Source organism: Microbispora sp. NPDC046973, from assembly GCF_040644495.1.
Lineage (GTDB): Bacteria > Actinomycetota > Actinomycetes > Streptosporangiales > Streptosporangiaceae > Microbispora.
The window spans coordinates 558,871-575,686 of sequence record NZ_JBEYWQ010000001.1 but is presented as its reverse complement, the minus strand read 5'-3'; the positions used below and the strand labels follow the sequence as shown (position 1 = coordinate 575,686).

The following is a 16,816-nucleotide window of genomic DNA, read 5'->3' as shown; positions in this document are numbered from 1 at the left end:
CCCATGCCAGCACAAATGTCTTGGACGCTTGTACTAGACACTTGATTGAGACGCTTGTACAGTTCTCGGCATGGCGAACATCTTGATCTCCGGCGGAAGCGTCGCCGGGCTGACGCTGGCTTTCTGGCTCCGCGAGCATGGCTTCGCGGTGACCGTCGTCGAACGCGCGCCCTCGCTGCGGGACGGCGGCTACAAGATCGACATTCGGGGAGCGGCACTGGACGTCGTCGCCCGCATGGGCCTGCTCGACGAGGTGCGGCGGCACAGCACGGACATGCAGGTCGCCCGCTTCGTCGACGCGCACGGCCGGCAGATCGGCACGATGAGCGCGCAGCTGTTCGGCGGCCGCGAGGGCGACGACGTCGAGATCATGCGCGGTGACCTCACCCGGCTCCTGCACGCGGCGACCGGGGACGGCGTCGAGTATGTCTTCGGCGACTCCATCACCGCCCTGCGGGAGACTCCCGAAGGGGTGCACGTCACCTTCGCGAACGGCTCCCCGCGCACGTTCGACCTGGTGGTGGGGGCCGACGGCCTGCACTCCAACGTGCGCGCGCTGGCCTTCGGCGAGGAGTCCCGGTTCGTCCACGACCTCGGGCACCACATCTCGATCTTCACGGTGCCGAACCATCTCCACCTGGACCGTACGGAGATGATGTTTCCGGCGCCGGGCAGGAGCACCGGGATGTACAGCACCGGGCGCGGTGACGACGCCAAGGCGATGTTCCTCTTCTCCTCGCCGCCGCTCGAGTACGACCGGCGGGACCCCGCACAGCAGAAGAAGCTGCTCGCCGACCTCTTCGCCGGCCAGGGCTGGGAGGTCCCGCGCCTTCTCGACGCCATGGAGGACGCGCCGGACTTCTATTTCGACTCGATCAGTCAGGTGCGCATGGACCGCTGGTCGTCGGGCCGGGTGACACTCGTGGGCGACGCCGCCTACGCGGCCTCACCCGCGTCCGGTCAGGGCACCAGCCTGGCCCTGGTCGGCGCCTACGTCCTCGCGGGCTGCCTCGCCGAGGCGGCGGGAGACCACGCCGCGGGGTTCGCCGCCTACGAGCGCGAGATGCGGCACTTCGCGGAGGAGAACCAGAAGCTCGCCGCGAACAACCTCAAGGGCATGGTGCTGAAGTCCGCGGCGCAGATCCGGTTCCAGATGCTGATGTTGCGGCTGATGCCGCACCTGCCGGGGAAGAACCGCATGATCGAGCGGGTCACCGAGCCGATCCGCAAGGCCGCGACCGCGATCACGATCAGGGATTACCGCACGCCGGCCTCGTAGCCGTGCACACGTGGCCCGCGGTGGAGTTCGGGAGCCGGCAACATTTCGTGGTTTTCCGGCATCTCACCCCACATGAGAGTGCGCACGGTTCTCGCGACCCTTCTCCTGACCACCGTTCCGCTGACCGGACAGCCCGCGGCGGCCGCCACGCCGGTCACCATCGCGTACGCCCAGCGGACGCAGACCTGGGAACTGGTGCTGACCGACGGAGAGGTGGTGAAGGTGCCGGAGGCGCTCGCCGTGGCGCCCCGCGACACGGTCAACGCCGGGGCGCGGGCGGCGTTCCTGATCAGCGGCGACGGCCGGCACTTCTTCTACTTCCGCAAGTCCGACGGGCGATTCACCGAGCGGACCCTGCACGGCAAGGAAACAGCGATCCGGAACATCACGGTGGACACGACCGGCGAGGAGTGGCCGTCGGTGTCGGACGACGGCAGTTTCGTGGTCACCGGAACCTCGGCGCCGGGGCTGGGGACCCTGGTGGACCTGCGCAAGGGCAAGACGTTGCCGCTGCCCGCGGGGACGGACGAGTGGAGCTTCGCGGGGTTCAGCCCGGACAGCGAGCGACTGCTGATGCAGGGGGTGCTGGGGGGTCGGGTGACGGTCTTCGACCGAGGGCTGCACACCCGGTGGCGGTCGAAGACGCGGCTGTGGGCGACGGCCCTGGCGAACGACTACGTGACGGCGGCGATGAGTGTCGGATCATCGCCCGAGTCGCGCAAGCTGCGCCTGCTCAACCTGCGCACCGGCAAGGCGAGCGGCACCGTGACGGTGCGGCTGCCCCGCGGGCAGCACATCGACGACCTCGACTTCGACACGGCGGGACACCTGATCGTCCGCTCGAAGACCACGACGGGGGTGGCGGTCTACCGGGTCTCGAAGACGACCGGCAAGGCGACGCTGCTGCGAACGATGGTCAGGCCCGACGCGAAGGTCTGGGTGCTCCCCGGGGACGACGAATACGAGCCGTGGACGGAGAAGAAGTGAGTCCGGACCCTGCCACCGGCGACGCGTGAACGAATCCCCTCCGCCGGACGTCGTACTGGTGAACGGAAGGGGAGGCATCGTGCGTAGCGTGTTCGTCTCGGGCATGACGGCGCTCGGGCTGGCGTGCCTGCCGGCCATGGCGGCCTACGGCGTGACCCGCGAGGGCGGCCAGGCCGGGGAGAGCGCGCCCGTGTGGCGTCTGACCAGAGTGAACACGCTGCCCGGGGACGACGTTCTCGACGACGTGACGGTCCTGGGCAACGGGTCGGTGTGGGCGGCCGGTCACCGGGTCGTGAACGGCAGGCAGCGGGGCCTGGTCCAGTGGTTCGACGGCGGATCGTGGAAGGTGATCCCCGGCAGCCCGCCGTACGAGCTGAAGGCCGTGACGGCCACCTCGAACAGGGACGTATGGGTCTTCGGCCCGGGGAAGGCCGGCCGGTGGAACGGCCGCGCGTGGACCACCGCCTCGCTCGGCAGCGGCTTCTCCGCGACGGACGCCGACGGAACCGGCGCGAAGGACGTCTGGGCGGTCGCCGAGTCCTCGGCCTCGGCCAGGCACTGGAACGGGTCCTCGTGGAAGAGCGTCCGGCTGCCGGCCCGCGCCGCCGCCGTCGACGCGTACAAGCCGGGCGAGGTCTGGGCGGCGGGGACCAAGGGCGCTCGTCCCGCGATCATGCGGTGGAACGGAAGGTCCTGGGCCCTGGTGCCCACGCCCGCGATCACGCTTCCCGCTCCCGACGCCGCCGCGGTCCTCAACGACATCGCCGTCGTGGGCCCCGGCGACGTGTGGGCCGTGGGCGCCGTCAGCTGGGAAGGCGCCGACAACGAGGGCGACGACAGGACCTACAGCCGCACCCTGGTCATGCGCTGGAACGGCAGCTCGTGGACCGCCTCGGTCGGCGCCGCCAACGCGCAGCCGTACACGGAGGTGGAGCCCGACGGCAAGGGCGGCGTGTGGGTGGCGCAGGGGCAGTGGAACGCCACCCTGTGGCACGTCACGGGTTCGACGTGGCGAAGCACCCCGGTCCCGAGGAAGGCCGGCACCGACGCCGCCCTGTTCTCGATCGCGCGCAGGCCCGGGACGACGACCATGTGGGGCGCGGGGTTCACCGTGCCGCAGGGCGACCCCGACGACCCTTCGGCGAACGGCGCCTTCTGGCGTACGCGCTGACCGGCTGACAGCGCTCCGCCGCCTTCACCTGCCAGTCCCTATAAGCCTGTATAAGGACGGTTGCCAGGCCGGACAGCGCGTAACCCTTGCCGGATCAACGCATCGCTGCACTGCTTCCGTCCGCCATCGTCTCCACCTGCCTGTGTCTCCACCCGCCTGCCGGACGATGACGCTGCGTACCGTCCCGTCCGGCGGTATCACCTGCGCGGTTGTTCCCTCCGGGCCGTTGACGGTCCAGGTGACCGCGGTCGATGTTGCAAGCCCCTTCCAAGCAAGATCCAAGGCGGCGCCGCGAGAGTCGATCAGGAATTCCCGGAGAGGAGGTGCAAGAGATGAGCATTCGCTTCGACGACCTCGACAGCTCCGCTGAGCTGCCCGAGGACGCCCTGGACGACATCGTCGGGGGCAAGGACATCGAGTGGCACCCGTGTGGGTGGCTGTCCAGCAGCCAGCTGGGGCAGACCATCGACAGGATCGACGTCCGCCTCTGACGGCCATGCCTGAAGTCATGGTGCTGTAGCAGCGGCGTGCCCGCGCGTATCGGGCACGCCGCCTTTCCCGATGATAGGAAACTCGGTGATTTTGATACTCAGCGCCAAGAACGACGTGTCGGTGGAGATGGTCGTCCCCGAACTCGTCAAGCGAGGCGCCGAGTTCCTGTGGTGGGATCCGGGCGCCTACCCCGCCGACAGCACGATCAGCTCGCGTCTGACCGGCGGGTCCTGGCGGCACACCCTGCGCGTCGACGGCCGTGCGTACGACTGCTCCGAGTTCACCGCGATCTGGAACCGCCATCCCACCCACCCGCGGGCGCCCGAGTCGGTCACGGACGTGACCCACCGGCAGTACGTCGAGAAGATCGCCGCCATCCTGCTGCACGGGTGGGAGCACACCGTCGAGAGCCGCTGGCTGCCGGCCAGGACCCTGGACATCCTCCGCACCCAGAACAAGCTCGTCAACCTCGGCGCCGCGGCCGCGCTGGGCTTCACCACGCCCGACACCCTGATCACCAACGACGACGAGGACCTCATCCCGTTCTGGGAGGAGAGCGGAGGCGAGCTGATCGCCAAGGTGGTGGAGTACGTCGAGTTCCGGGTCGACGGTGAGGACCACGCCCACTACACCACGCCGGTCTCCCGCCGCCGTCTCACCGACAGGCACCGCCTGGCCCTGGCCCCCGCCATCCTCCAGCCGTACGTCAAGAAGGCCGTCGAGCTACGGATCACCGTCGTGGGTGACAAGGTGTTCGCCGCCGAGATCCACTCTCAGGGATCACGCGCGACCAAGTACGACTACCGCCACTACGAGCAGACCTTCTCCACCTACGCGATCCACCATCTGCCCGGCGACGTCGAGCGCCGCTGCCTGGAGCTGACCGCGGCGCTCGGCCTGCACTACGGCTGCATCGACATGATCGTCACGCCCGAGGGTGAGTACGTGTACCTGGAGATCAACCCCGCCGGGCAGTGGGGCTGGATCGAGGCCACCACCGGCCTGCCCATCGCCGCCGCCGTCGCCGACTGGCTCATCGCCGCCGAACCGCACAGGTGAAACCCATCCCATGACCAGCACCTTCGACGCCGCCCTGACCGAAGCCGTGGCCCTGCTGCGGACGCTGCCGCGCCGCCGCGACGACGTGCCCGAGGCCCGGCGGACCGTCTCCGAGTGGCGTGAGACCCGGCCCGCCACCCGCGCCCAGCTCGTGGCCGACGTACGACCCGGCAGCCCCATCGTCGACTACGACCTGGTGCTGGCCCACCCCGACGGGGGGAGCGTGGCGCTGACCGCCCCGGCCGACGACGGCGTGCCCTGGACCGTGGACCACTCCACCCACTGGGCCTCCGGCCGGGTCGTCACCGTGGACGGCTTCGCCCTGCTCATCCAGAACGCGCTGCTCACCCTGCGTACCCGGATCGAACGGGACACCACGATCCAGGACGAGCTGATCGACTACTGCATCCTGAGCGAGATGGCCGGCAGGGAGTCCCCGCCCACCCAGGAGGAGCTCCAGCAGGCGTCCGACGCCTACCGGATCAGGAACGGCCTGCGCAGCCGCGCCGACATGATGAGCTGGCTCGCCGGCGTCGGCCTGACCGAGACGGCCTACACCCATCACATCTTCGGCCTGGCGCTCAAACAGCGGGTCCGCGCCCGCATAGAGCAGGAGACGGCACACGGTTACCTGGAGCGCAACCCGGCCGAGTTCGACCAGGTCTGGGCGCTGTGGGCGGAAGGCCCCGAAGACCGCCTCGCGGAACTGGCGGGCGCTCCCGACCCCGCCGACGCCCTCGTCCGGGCGCTCGCCTCCCGTGACCGGATCACCGTCACCACCGCCGACGGACCCGCCCTCGACCTGCCCGAACCCCTGCGCACCGCCCCCGAGGGGACCGTGGTCGGTCCCGTCCCCCACGGAAAGGGCCACTTGGTCGGCGTCGTCCGCGAACGCCGTCCCGCCGACCCCGCCGACCCCCGCACCCTCGCCGCCGCCGGCCGCGCGGGCTTCGCGGAGTACATGGCCGAGCGGCGCGCGAAGGCCGCCGTCACCTGGCACTGGCTGTGACCGTGCCCGGTCGCCGCGGCCCCTCCTTCCTGCTGCTCTGGCTCGCCGTGGCCCTCCTGGCGGCGGCGGGCGCGGCCGTGGTCGTACTGATCGGGAGCGCCCGGTGAGCCGTCTGCGGGTGGTGCTCCAGAACACGCAGACCGAGTGCGGGTCGGCGTGTCTGGCCATGGTGCTGCACTATCACGGACACCGTACGACCGTCACCGAGCTGTCGAGCCACCTCGGCGTCGGCCGCGACGGCCTCAGCGCCCGCGCCATCCTGACGGGCGCCCGCGAATACGGGCTGACCGCCAAGGCGTTCCAGCTCGCCCCCGGCGACCTGGCCCGGGCGCCGCTCCCGGCCATCGCCCACTGGGAGTCCAACCACTTCGTGGTGGTCGAACGGTGGGCCGTCGACCGGGTCGACATCGTCGACCCCGGCCAGGGGCGGCGACGGCTGACTCCGGCGGAGTTCGCGGCGGGGTTCACCGGTGTCCTGCTCGTCTTCGAGCCGGGCGCGGGATTCCGCCGCGGATCGTCGTCGCTGGCCGGCGCGTGGCGACGAGAGTTCATGCGGACCCTGCTGCAACGCCGGCGCGGCCTGCTCGCGCAGGTCATCGTGGCCTCGCTGCTGCTGCAGCTGGTCGGCCTGGTCCTGCCGCTGTTCTCGGAGATGCTGCTGGACACCGTCCTGCCGCGGCGCGCCGATCTGCTGCCGCTGCTGGGGGTGGCCGTGCTGATCGCGGGGGCGGCCCAGCTCGTCCTGGGCTATCTGCGGGCGGCGCTGCTGGTGGCGGTGCGCGCCCGTGCCGACCAGGAGCTCAGCGAGGGGGTGGTCGGCCACCTGATGGCCCTGCCCTACACGTACTTCACCCAGCGGGGCACCGGCGACCTGGTGACCCGCGCCTCCAGCGTGTCGACCCTACGCGAGCTGCTCACCGGCCAGATCGTCACCGCGGTCCTCGACGGGCCGCTCGCCGTCGGCTACCTGGTGCTCGTCTACGTCCGCGACCCGATCTTCGGGGCGGCGCTGACCGGAGTGGTCCTGTTCCAGTCGCTGCTCCTGCTGGCCACGTCCCGGCGGGTCAACATGCTGACGCAGCAGGAACTCGCGGCGCTGTCGAAATCGCAGGGCACCCTCATCCAGACCCTCAGCGGCATCGAGACGCTCAAGGCGTCGGGCGCCGAGCGCAGGGCGATGAAGCAGTGGTCGGACCACTTCGGCCGGCAACTCGAGGCGGACGTGCGCGTCGGCCTCACCCACGGTTTCCTGGACGCCGTCGTGTCGGCCATCCACGTGATCACGCCGCTCGCGCTGCTGTGGATCGGCGCCTGGCGGGTGCTCGACGGAGAGCTCTCCGTCGGCGCGCTGGTCGCGCTCAACGCCATCGCCCTGGCCGCGCTGACCCCGCTCGGCTCGCTGATGACCAGCCTCCAGAGCCTCCAGCTGGCGGGCGCCCACTTCGACCGGCTCTCCGACATCCTCATCTCCACCCCCGAACCCGACGAGGGCATCGAGGTGCTGCGCCTGCGCGGCCGGATCGACCTGCGCGACGTCGGCTTCCGGCACGACCCGCGTGGCCCGTGGGTCCTCCGGGGCGTGTCGGTGTCGATCCACCCGGGCCAGAAGGTCGCGCTGGTCGGCGCCTCGGGCTCCGGCAAGAGTACGCTGGCCCGGCTTCTGCTGGCCCTGCACACCCCGGTCGAGGGCGAGATCCGCTACGACGGCGTCCCCGCGAGCGAGCTCAACCTGCGCACCCTGCGCCGCCAGTTCGGCGTCGTCACCCAGGACCCGTCCCTGTTCAACGGCACCATACGAGAGAACATCGCACTCAACGACCCCGACGCCCCACTGGAGCGCGTCGTCGCGGCGGCCGAACTGGCCGCACTGCACGACGAGATCATGGCCATGCCCATGAACTACGAGACCATGCTGACCGAGGGCGGCGGCCTGTCCGGCGGCCAGCGGCAGCGCCTGGCCCTGGCCCGCGCCGTACTGTCCCGGCCCAAAGTGCTCCTGCTCGACGAGGCCACGAGCAACCTCGACAGCACCACCGAAGCCGCCATCGAGGCCAACCTGGCCCGGCTCCCCCAGACCAGAATCATCATCGCCCACCGCCTCAGCACAGTCAGGGACGCCGACCTCATCCTGGTCCTCGACTCAGGACGCATCGTCCAACGCGGCACCCACGAGCAGCTGATGGCCGTGCCCGGCAAGTACGCCGAGCTCCTCGCCGCCCAGGCCGATCTTTCGCGAGGCGCACGCGGGGCCATGGCGCCCGCCCCCGCACCCGGACGCCGTCGGCGAGTGTGACGAGCGCCACATTTGCCCCTCCAAGGGCCGCCTGACCTGCGGGTTTTACCTTTTAATCCTTTTTATGTGATCTTTACCCTTTTCATGCCCTTTGCGGCAATATGTGGCTACTTGGTAGTTTCCTTGCCCAACGACGGGGTCCCCGTGACACCGCCGTTATGAACCCGGCCAGGCCGTGTTCGAAAACGAACATCCACTGTCACCGTCGCCACGTCCTCTCCGCCCCCCTGGGCGCCGGTGATGCCGAATCCGTGCAGCAAGGAGGCTCGGAGCCGGGGAACCAATCGACCTTCGACGAAGGTCTGGGGTGAATCGGCGCGCCAGCGCCGTAGGGCGACTTCCCCGCCCGAATCCGTCAGCTAACCCGGTAGGCGCAAGCGGAAGACCCTAGGGAGAGATCCCCTGTCTGCCAACTCCACCACTCTGCTCCGCATTGCCTGCGTCACTCTCAGTAGCGCCGCGCTCACCGCCTCCGTGGGAGCCCTGAGCGCGCTCCCCGCGGCCGCCATGTCGGGGACGGTGACAGCCCCGCCCCCCGCCTCGGCGGTCATCCCGCCCGAGCCCCCCGTCACGGTGACCACCCCGTACAACGGCGAGGCTCCGGCGGCGACCACGGCGGACGACTCCGCGAACACGAAGCTCACCAAGTCGGCCCTCCAGCAGGAGAAGGCCGAGCGCGCCATCAAGGTGGCGAAGAAGCACCTCGGCGATCCGTACGTATGGGGCGCCACGGGCCCACGGGCGTTCGACTGCTCCGGGCTGGTCCAGTTCGCCTGGCGCAAGGCCGGCGTCAAGCTCCCGCGCACGACCTGGTCGATGCTCGATGCCGTCAAGAAGAGGGTCTCCCTGGCGCACCTCAAGCCCGGCGACCTCATCTTCACCAGCGGCGGCGGCCACGTGGGCATGTACATAGGGCACAAGAAGGTGATCAGCGCTCCCCACAGCGGCGCGGTGGTCAGTGTCGACAGGCTCAACGGTTACTGGAGGAGCAGCTTCCTCACCGCCGTACGCCCCGGGGTCTGACCTCGGGCCGGGGAGACCTCCTCGGCGGGGATGTCCCGGGGGCGCGCCACCCGGGAAATCCCCGCCGAGGGCCGGCCAGAGGCCGGAGACTACGCGTCCTCTGCGATGAGGCGCTGGAGCAGGGCAAGCAGGGTCCCGCGGTCCCCGTCCGACAACGCGGTGTAACACCTGGCGAGCACCTCGTCGGCGACCCTGTGCCCGGCTTCCAGGACCCGCTCCCCGGAAGGGGTGAGATGGTGCTCGATGCGCCGGCCGCGCCCGGGCCGGCGCTCGATCCACCCCTGGGCCACCAGCCGACCGGCGAGGGTTCCGAAGGCCTGCTCGGTCTGGAAGGTCGCCACGGCCAGCTCCCGGGCCGACGCCCCGGGAGAACGGCTGATCGCCCGAAGAGCATCCCACTGGGCCAGCGTCGCGCCGATCGCGGACAGCCCGCTCTCCAGGGCCCGATGCTGCCGATACTGAGCCTGTTTGACCGCTCGTCCGAGTTCTTGCAGATCGCCATGCACGGCATGAGTTTAGTAGGAGACTAAGCTAGTTTAACTAAACATCCTTAGTTATGCTGTGCCCATGAACACCATCCCGCTCTACGACGACCTGTCCCTCACGGTGTCGGAAGCCGGAACCGGCAGACCGGCCCTGATCCTGCACGGCGGCGGCGGCCCCGCCACCGTCGCCGGACTCGCCCGGCACCTTCGCCGGACGACGCACACGATCACGCCGGTGCACCCCGGCTGGGACGGCACCCACCGCCCCTTATGGCTCACCGGCATAGACGACCTCGCCCTGGCCTACCTGCACTGTCTGCATCGGCTCGGACTGCGCGACGTCCTCGTCGTCGGCTCCTCTCTCGGCGGCTGGACCGCCGCCGAGATGGCCGTACGCGACACCGCGGGGATCATCACCGGACTGGTGCTGATCGACGCCGTCGGCGTGCACATCCCCGGCGAGCCGATCCGCGACTTCTTCTCCCTCGACGCCCGCGGCGTCGCCGAGTACGCCTGGCACGACTCGCAGCGCTTCTACGCCGACCCGGCCGGCGTTCCCGCCGACCAACTCGCGCGCCGGGCAGCCGACATGGCCACCATGCGCACGCTGGCCGGCGACCCCTATATGCACGACCCCAAACTGCTCCGCCGGCTGCGACACGTCGACGTCCCCACTCTCCTGCTGTGGGGAGAAAGCGACCGGATCGTCACTCCCGCCTACGGCGCCGCCTACGCCGACGCCTTCGGAGACGGCCGGCTGGAGGTGATTCCGGAAGCCGGCCACCTGCCGCACATCGAACAGCCGGTAGCCACCTTCGCCGCGATCGACCACTATCTACACGCAGCCGCGGACCGGTGAGCGGCGGCGCGCATCGAGGCCGCGCCTACTGCAGTCGCGGTCGCTTCAGGCGACGACTGTGCCAGGAGCGGGCGGCACCCTCCGGGCGGAGGCCGCGAGCCGGTCCGCGAGCGCGGCCACGAGGCCGCGAAGCTCGTCCGGTCGCTCGACGACGAACGGCCGGTCGAGCGACGCGAGCACCGGAGGCAACCAATCGAGCCGCTCCGCTCGCAGCTCGGCCCGGAGCCAGCCCTCGGTCTCGGGGTCCGCGCCTCCGGCGGGCGGGGACTCCTCCACAGTCGCGACGCCGGCGGGAAGCCGGGCGCGGATCTGCTCGACCGTCCCCTGGATCCGCAGGACCACTTCGTGCCGATACCGAGCCCTGGCGAACCCCGACAGAACGTGCTGCGCCGGATCGAGCCCGGCGGGCGGCTCGAACGAACCGGGCAGGGTCCTCGCGTCCGCGATGCGATCCAGCCGTAAGGTCCGATCCTCGCCGATCTCGGGATCCGCACCGGTGACGTACCACCGGCCCGAATGGGCGACGAGCCCGTAGGGATGCAGCGTGCGTTCGCTGCGCCGGCCGTCGGCGGCGGTGTACCTGATCGAGATCGGCCGGCGATGGCGCACCGCGTCGGCCACGGAGAGCAGGACCGCGGTCTCCGGGGCGGCGAACTCGCCGGGCGGAGCCGTGAAGGCGAGGGATTCGAGCACGGTGTCGAGCCTGCGGGCGAGCCGCTCGGGCAGGACCCGCCGGATCTTGGCCGCCGCCGTCTCGCTCGCCGTGCCCGTCGTCGTCATCAGCCCTGCCCGGCGACCGGCGACCAGGCCGAGCAGCACGGCGAGCGCTTCGTCGTCGCTCAGCATGAGCGGAGGCAGGCGGTATCCGGGGGCGAGCCGGTATCCGCCGTAGCGGCCGCGCACCGACTCGACGGGTACGTCGAGGTCGATCAGGTGGTCCACGTACCGCCGAACGGTGCGCTCGTCGACGCCGAGCCGGTCGGCGAGCTCGGCCATCGTCCGGATGCCGCCCGACTGCAGGAGCTCCAGCAGCGTGAGCACGCGGTGAGTAGGTCGGGCCACGTCACACAACCTAGTGACAATAGTGGGCGGTTTCTGTCCGGTATCCCTCCTAGTGTGCCTCGGGAGAACGACCCCGCGTACCAGGGAGATCACCATGGACTTCGTATCGATCCGCGTCATCACGGGCGATGTCGCGCGCCTCGTGGACTTCTACGAGCGAGCCACCGGAGCGCGGGCCCGATGGTTCGGCGAGGACTTCGCCGAGCTCAGGACCGCCTCCGCCACCCTCGCGATCGGCAGCACCCGCACCGTCCCGCTCTTCGCCCCCGGCGCCGCCCGGCCGGCCGCCAACCACAGCGTGATCATCGAATTCCTCGTCGAGGACGTGGACGGCGTGCACCGGAACCTGGCCGGTTTCGTCGAGGAGTTCGTCCAGGAGCCCACCACGATGCCCTGGGGCAACCGGTCGCTCCTGTTGCGCGACCCCGACGGCAACCTCGTCAACTTCTTCACCCCTGTCACCCCGGCCGCCATCGAGAAGTTCGCCCGCTGACGACGCGGCACGCGCCCCGCACCTTGTGGGCGAGCAACGGCTGTTCGAGCCGGTAGGAGAACGGCAGCAGACGCACCCACGTTCCTCGTGCCTGCCGGCGCATCCGGAGGAGCGGCACTCTCCGGCCGCCGGTCATCGCCCCCATCCCGGCCGTCTGCTCCGGAACCGCCCGGGCGTTTCCCGGCGACGGGGGGTGCTGACGACCGCCGCCACCGGCCGATGCCGGATGCGGCCTCGTCGCCGCAGGCGCAGAGCCGGCGACGGTTGAAATTTTCATCGCGGCGTCAACGGCGGCCGCGGCTTCTTCCCTGGTCGCACCCCGGAAATGAACGGTCACCGCCGAGGGCCTCTCGACGAGAAGGCGCAATTCTTGACAGGGTCTCATGACTTCATATTTGCTCCGCTTCACCACCACCTCCAGTCGGCCGGCAGAGAGGAGCACTTGGTCCGCCCCCGTCACTGTTAGCGCTAACATGTCGTCGCCGCATGCCAGGCGAATTGATTGGGATCGGCAGAGCTCGGCATAGGCCGCCTTCATCCGGCATTCACCGGATAAGGGGCCGCATTCCGGGATTTCGGCCGTTCTCCAGCACAACCGCCGAGGAGAGAACGCGGCAGGCGCCATGCGAACGCCGACGGACAGCTGAACTCGCCTTGCTCTTCTGCAGCAGGGAGGGGCGAGCACGCGCACGCCGGCAACGGCCGGTCGCCGCGCTCCCCGGGGTCGACTGACGGTGGGCTCACTTAGCGTTCGAATCCGTCCGGGGAGCCGCTCGGCCGGCACGCACGTGCCGGCTGCGGACGCTCCACCAGATGCAGGAAAAACAAATGGCTTCCCTATCGACGCATGTCGATTTTCGAACGGCAAAGGGAGTTGCGTGAAGTTGAGACAGAGAACCATCTTCACCGCTGTCGCGGCCGCCGCGCTTCTCGTCCTGACCACGGGACGCATGGCACTGAGCGACAGCCTCGGCGCGACCACGTCGTCCTCGACGGTCGCCGCCGCGGCGGCGACCGCCGGATGCGGCAAGGCCCCGACGCTGAGAAGCGGTTCACAGACGATCACGACCAGCGGCAAGAGTCGCACCTGGATCCTGCGGATTCCCGACAACTACGACAACAACCGCCCCTACCGGTTGATCATGGCGTACCACTGGTTGAACGGCACCGCCCAGATTGTCGACAGCGGCGGATCGGACGGAGCCGTCTGGGCCTACTACGGGCTCAAGCAGCTGTCGAACAACAGCACGATCTTCATCGCGCCCCAGGGCATCAACAACGGCTGGGGCAACACCAACGGTGAAGACCTGACCTTCACCGACGACGTGCTGAAGCGCGTCGAGAGCGACCTCTGTGTCGACACGACGCAGCGCTTCGCCATGGGGTGGAGCTACGGCGGCTCGATGAGCTTCGCGGTCGCGTGTGCCCGGCCGACGGTCTTCCGCGCGGTCGCGGTCTACTCCGGCGCGCAGCTCAGCGGGTGCAACGGCGGCACCCAGCCCGTCGCGTACATGGGAATCCACGGCACCCATGACTCGGTGCTCAACATCTCCAACGGGCGGTCGCTGCGCGACAGGTTCGTCACGAACAACGGCTGCACCCCCATGACCCCGCGGGAGCCGGCGCAGGGCAGCCTGACCCACATCATCACCGCCTACTCGGGGTGCCGGGCCGGATACCCGGTCGTGTGGGCCGCCTTCGACGGGGACCACACCCCCTCCCCGAACGACGGGTCCACCTCTACCAGCGGTGCCAGGACCTGGACTTCGGGAGAGGTGTGGAAGTTCTTCACGCAGTTCCAGTCCACGTCTCCTTCCCCCTCGCCTTCGCCCTCCGCGTCCCCGTCGTCGTCCCCGTCGGCGTCCCCCTCGGCGTCCCCGTCGTCGTCGCCTTCTCCGTCGCCGTCGCCGTCGGCCTCGCCCAGTGAAGGTTCGGGCGCCTGCCGGGTGAGCGCCACCGTGAACGCCTGGAACAACGGGCTGACCGAGAACATCGCCATCACCAACACCGGCTCCTCGGCCGTCAACGGATGGTCGCTGGCCTTCACCCTCCCCGGTGGACAGACCATCACCAACGGATGGAACGCCACCTACTCCCCCACCAGCGGACAGGTCACGGCGACAAACGTCAGCTACAACGGCTCGCTGGCCCCCGGAGCCACCACCGAGATCGGCTTCCAGGCCACCCACACCGGCAACGCCGCCAAGCCCACCGCGTTCACACTCAACGGAAGCCCCTGCACCATCGCCTGATCGGCAAGGATCACCGGGGGTGGCGGCCGACCGGCCTCCACCCCCGGGTCCTCCCGGCGCATGAGCCCCCGCTCCCTCCCGTCCGGTCGACCGGTCACGGAGTCGAGGGGCGGGCCGCTGCCGGGCCGAGCGTGAGCCCGGCGGCCAGGGCGTCGAGCATGCCCTGGCGGAACGCGCGCATCGACGGCACGGTCGCCTGGTGGTCGAAGTCGGCGCCGTGGTACATGCCGGGCTCGACGACGAGGTCGACCGGCACGCCGGCCGCCCCGAGCCGTTCGGCGTAGCGCAGGTTCTCCGCGTAGAACAGGTCGAGGTCGCCGACGCCGATCCACGCGGGCGGCAGGCCACGCAGATCCTCCCGGCGGCCCGCCGCGGCATAGGGGCGGGGTTCGGCGACGCTCGGCCCGCGACCGAGATAGCAGGTCCAGGCGTACGTGTTCGAGCGCGCCGTCCAGCCGACCCTGCCGCGTCCCCGATGGTCGCGCACCAGGGCCGTACGGTCGTCCAGCATGGGATACAGGAGCAGCTGGAACGCCACCGGAAGCCCGTGATCGTACGCCTTCTGCACGACCGAGGCCGCCAGCCCGCCGCCGGCGCTCGCTCCGCCCACCGCGACACGCTCACCGTCGACGCCGAGTGCGGGGGCGGCGTCGTGCAGCCAGCGCAGCGCCGCGAAGCAGTCGTCGAAACCGGCGGGGAAGGGATGCTCCGGAGCGAGCCGATAGCGTGCGCTCACCACCACGATCCCCAGGTCGCGGGCGATGCGGCTGCACAGCTCGTGGTCGCTCTCTGGCCGGCCGACAATCGTGCCGCCCCCGTGGATCCACAGCAGCGCCCCGCCGGGGCGCCGGCGGCCCGGCGACTCGTACACGAAGACGTCCCGGCCGCCGGAGACGTCGTGCCGGGTGACCGCCACCTCCGCGACCGCGTCCGTCGTCCGGCGCGAGCGCCGCCGGGCGAGGGCCAGGGTCAGCCTGCCGGTGATCGGGCGCGGCAGCCACAGCGCCGGTGTCCTCAGCTCCGGCGCGACGGCCGAGAGCGTGTGGTGCCGGCGCGCCACGGCGGCCGCGACGGCGGCCGCCCCGAGCACTCCCGCCGCCGCGCCACGCCCTGTGCTCAACGCCCTGCTCCCGCCGAGGTGGGAACGACCACAGAGGTGGCGGCCTCGTGCAGGGTGAGTTCGAGAACCGGCGCGATCGTCCCCCCGAAGGCGGCCCTCGCCTCGGCGGGCTCGGCCTCCCACGGGTCCGGCCCTCCGACGCTGCGGTAGTTGAGGAAGCTCACGACCTTCAGGTCGGGCAGGACCAGCCAGGCGTACGCCTGGTCGGGCTCTCCCACAGGATTGCGCAGCACGAGGCCCGAGCCGTTCAGCGGTGTGTACGGCCCGGTGAGGCTGGGGGCGACGAAGCCGTAGAGCCCGGTGGGGGCGCTTCGCGGCGGGTGGAACGAGTGACGGTGTGTGGAGAAGAAGAGGTAGTACGACGACCGGTGCACCACGATATGCGGCCGTTCGATCTCGTGGTTGACTCCGTCGGCCACGAGGAGGGGCGGCCGCAGCGACCAGCCGTCCGGTGTCGCGGCGGCGAGGGCCACCGCGCCCATGAAGGCGTGGTCCGCGTCGGCGGACGGGGCGACGGACGCCGCAACGAGCAGATACTCGCGCCCATCGGCGGGGTCGCGGAACCAGCCGGGATCGCGGAACGCCTTGATCCGCCCGGGTCCTCCCTCGATGTCGTCGGCCGGCAGGTACGTCACGCCGTCCGAGCGGAGGACCTCCCGGTGCTCGGCGGCCTGGTCCAGCAGGATCCGGCCGTCATCGGTCAGCAGCCGGGCACGGGCCTCGACGACGGTCTGGGCGAACGTCGGGCGGGCCTCCCCTCGCCGGCCCGCGGCCGTGTAGAACACCGACACCGTGCCGTCCGGTCTGCGGACCGCCGATCCCGACCATTCGCGGCTGCCCGGCGAGGCGCCGTCGGCGAAGGCGTGGCCGAGGTCGGTCCAGCCGTCGCCGTCCCTGGCCAGCAGCCGGAGGCGGGCGCGGTCGTGACGCTCCTCGGGGTGGCCGAGGGCGGGCGCGGAAAGCGCCATCCACAACTCGCGGCCCCGGACCACGGACGTCGAGCCGTCCTCCTCCTGAATCGGCCACAGATCCCAGACGTCGTGGTGAGGCAGCACGCGCGGCGGCGCCGGAAGGCCGATGACCGGTGCGGTCGTCGCCGCACCGCCGGCCGGCGCGGCGAGGTGCCGCCGCGTCCAGCGCGCGGGCTCGCCGTTCACGCGGTCCCCCCGTCACGCCGCCGTCCGCCGGCGAGCACCTCATGCGCGCCGGGCCGGGTCTCCGGTCCCGGCGTG

At 70.6% G+C, this 16,816-nt stretch carries 15 protein-coding genes and 1 riboswitch; of the genes, 11 read left to right on the top strand and 4 right to left on the bottom strand.

Annotation, left to right across the window (positions count from 1 at the left end):
• Window positions 1-70: 70 nt before the first annotated feature.
• The 8 genes from ABZ860_RS02810 to ABZ860_RS02775 all read left to right on the top strand — a co-directional run bounded on the left by ABZ860_RS02810 (window position 71) and on the right by ABZ860_RS02775 (window position 9,313).
• Window positions 71-1,279: an FAD-dependent monooxygenase gene (locus ABZ860_RS02810; RefSeq protein WP_357214085.1), complete on the top strand. Its 1,209-nt coding sequence runs from the start codon at window positions 71-73 to the stop codon at window positions 1,277-1,279.
• Window positions 1,280-1,351: 72 nt separating this feature from the next.
• Entirely contained in the window at window positions 1,352-2,266 is a 915-nt protein-coding gene (locus ABZ860_RS02805) for a hypothetical protein (protein WP_357214082.1), read from the top strand.
• A gap of 79 nt (window positions 2,267-2,345) precedes the next feature.
• Window positions 2,346-3,437 (top strand): hypothetical protein, encoded by a 1,092-nt coding sequence (locus ABZ860_RS02800; protein WP_357214078.1) that lies wholly within the window; start codon window positions 2,346-2,348, stop codon window positions 3,435-3,437.
• A gap of 332 nt (window positions 3,438-3,769) precedes the next feature.
• The gene (locus tag ABZ860_RS02795; RefSeq protein WP_357214075.1) at window positions 3,770-3,928 is read left to right on the top strand and encodes a hypothetical protein; all 159 of its coding nucleotides are present in this window, start codon (window positions 3,770-3,772) and stop codon (window positions 3,926-3,928) included.
• Between the two features lie 85 nt (window positions 3,929-4,013).
• Complete coding sequence (locus ABZ860_RS02790; RefSeq protein WP_357214073.1) at window positions 4,014-4,988, top strand: MvdC/MvdD family ATP grasp protein; 975 nt, start codon at window positions 4,014-4,016, stop codon at window positions 4,986-4,988.
• 10 nt (window positions 4,989-4,998) lie between these two features.
• The gene (locus ABZ860_RS02785) at window positions 4,999-5,997 is read left to right on the top strand and encodes a TIGR04500 family putative peptide maturation system protein (protein WP_357214070.1); all 999 of its coding nucleotides are present in this window, start codon (window positions 4,999-5,001) and stop codon (window positions 5,995-5,997) included.
• A gap of 103 nt (window positions 5,998-6,100) precedes the next feature.
• Window positions 6,101-8,290: a peptidase domain-containing ABC transporter gene (locus ABZ860_RS02780; protein ID WP_357214067.1), complete on the top strand. Its 2,190-nt coding sequence runs from the start codon at window positions 6,101-6,103 to the stop codon at window positions 8,288-8,290.
• Window positions 8,291-8,521: 231 nt separating this feature from the next.
• Window positions 8,522-8,679, top strand: a riboswitch (cyclic di-AMP (ydaO/yuaA leader).
• Between the two features lie 130 nt (window positions 8,680-8,809).
• Window positions 8,810-9,313, top strand: coding sequence for a C40 family peptidase (locus tag ABZ860_RS02775; protein ID WP_357214064.1), 504 nt, complete (start codon window positions 8,810-8,812; stop codon window positions 9,311-9,313).
• A gap of 89 nt (window positions 9,314-9,402) precedes the next feature.
• Here the strand turns inward: ABZ860_RS02775 and ABZ860_RS02770 are convergent, their stop codons facing one another.
• Window positions 9,403-9,819: a MarR family winged helix-turn-helix transcriptional regulator gene (locus tag ABZ860_RS02770; protein WP_357214062.1), complete on the bottom strand. Its 417-nt coding sequence runs from the start codon at window positions 9,817-9,819 to the stop codon at window positions 9,403-9,405.
• A gap of 61 nt (window positions 9,820-9,880) precedes the next feature.
• Between ABZ860_RS02770 and ABZ860_RS02765 the strand changes: the two genes are divergently transcribed.
• Complete coding sequence (locus tag ABZ860_RS02765; protein WP_357214060.1) at window positions 9,881-10,657, top strand: alpha/beta hydrolase; 777 nt, start codon at window positions 9,881-9,883, stop codon at window positions 10,655-10,657.
• A 45-nt stretch (window positions 10,658-10,702) separates the two neighbouring features.
• Here the strand turns inward: ABZ860_RS02765 and ABZ860_RS02760 are convergent, their stop codons facing one another.
• Window positions 10,703-11,719: a YafY family protein gene (locus ABZ860_RS02760; protein ID WP_357214057.1), complete on the bottom strand. Its 1,017-nt coding sequence runs from the start codon at window positions 11,717-11,719 to the stop codon at window positions 10,703-10,705.
• A gap of 94 nt (window positions 11,720-11,813) precedes the next feature.
• Between ABZ860_RS02760 and ABZ860_RS02755 the strand changes: the two genes are divergently transcribed.
• Together ABZ860_RS02755 and ABZ860_RS02750 are read left to right on the top strand one after the other, a co-directional pair.
• Entirely contained in the window at window positions 11,814-12,212 is a 399-nt protein-coding gene (locus ABZ860_RS02755; RefSeq protein WP_357214054.1) for a VOC family protein, read from the top strand.
• Window positions 12,213-13,090: 878 nt separating this feature from the next.
• Window positions 13,091-14,464: a cellulose binding domain-containing protein gene (locus tag ABZ860_RS02750; RefSeq protein ID WP_357214051.1), complete on the top strand. Its 1,374-nt coding sequence runs from the start codon at window positions 13,091-13,093 to the stop codon at window positions 14,462-14,464.
• A 94-nt stretch (window positions 14,465-14,558) separates the two neighbouring features.
• Here ABZ860_RS02750 and ABZ860_RS02745 read toward each other — a convergent pair whose 3' ends face one another.
• Both ABZ860_RS02745 and ABZ860_RS02740 read right to left on the bottom strand, forming a co-directional pair.
• Complete coding sequence (locus ABZ860_RS02745; RefSeq protein WP_357214049.1) at window positions 14,559-15,584, bottom strand: alpha/beta hydrolase; 1,026 nt, start codon at window positions 15,582-15,584, stop codon at window positions 14,559-14,561.
• A complete protein-coding gene (locus ABZ860_RS02740) occupies window positions 15,581-16,741 on the bottom strand; it encodes a glycoside hydrolase family 68 protein (RefSeq protein WP_357214047.1) in 1,161 nt (386 codons plus the stop codon). Before ABZ860_RS02740 ends, ABZ860_RS02745 begins: the two co-directional genes overlap by 4 nt.
• Between the last annotated feature and the right edge of the window lie 75 nt (window positions 16,742-16,816).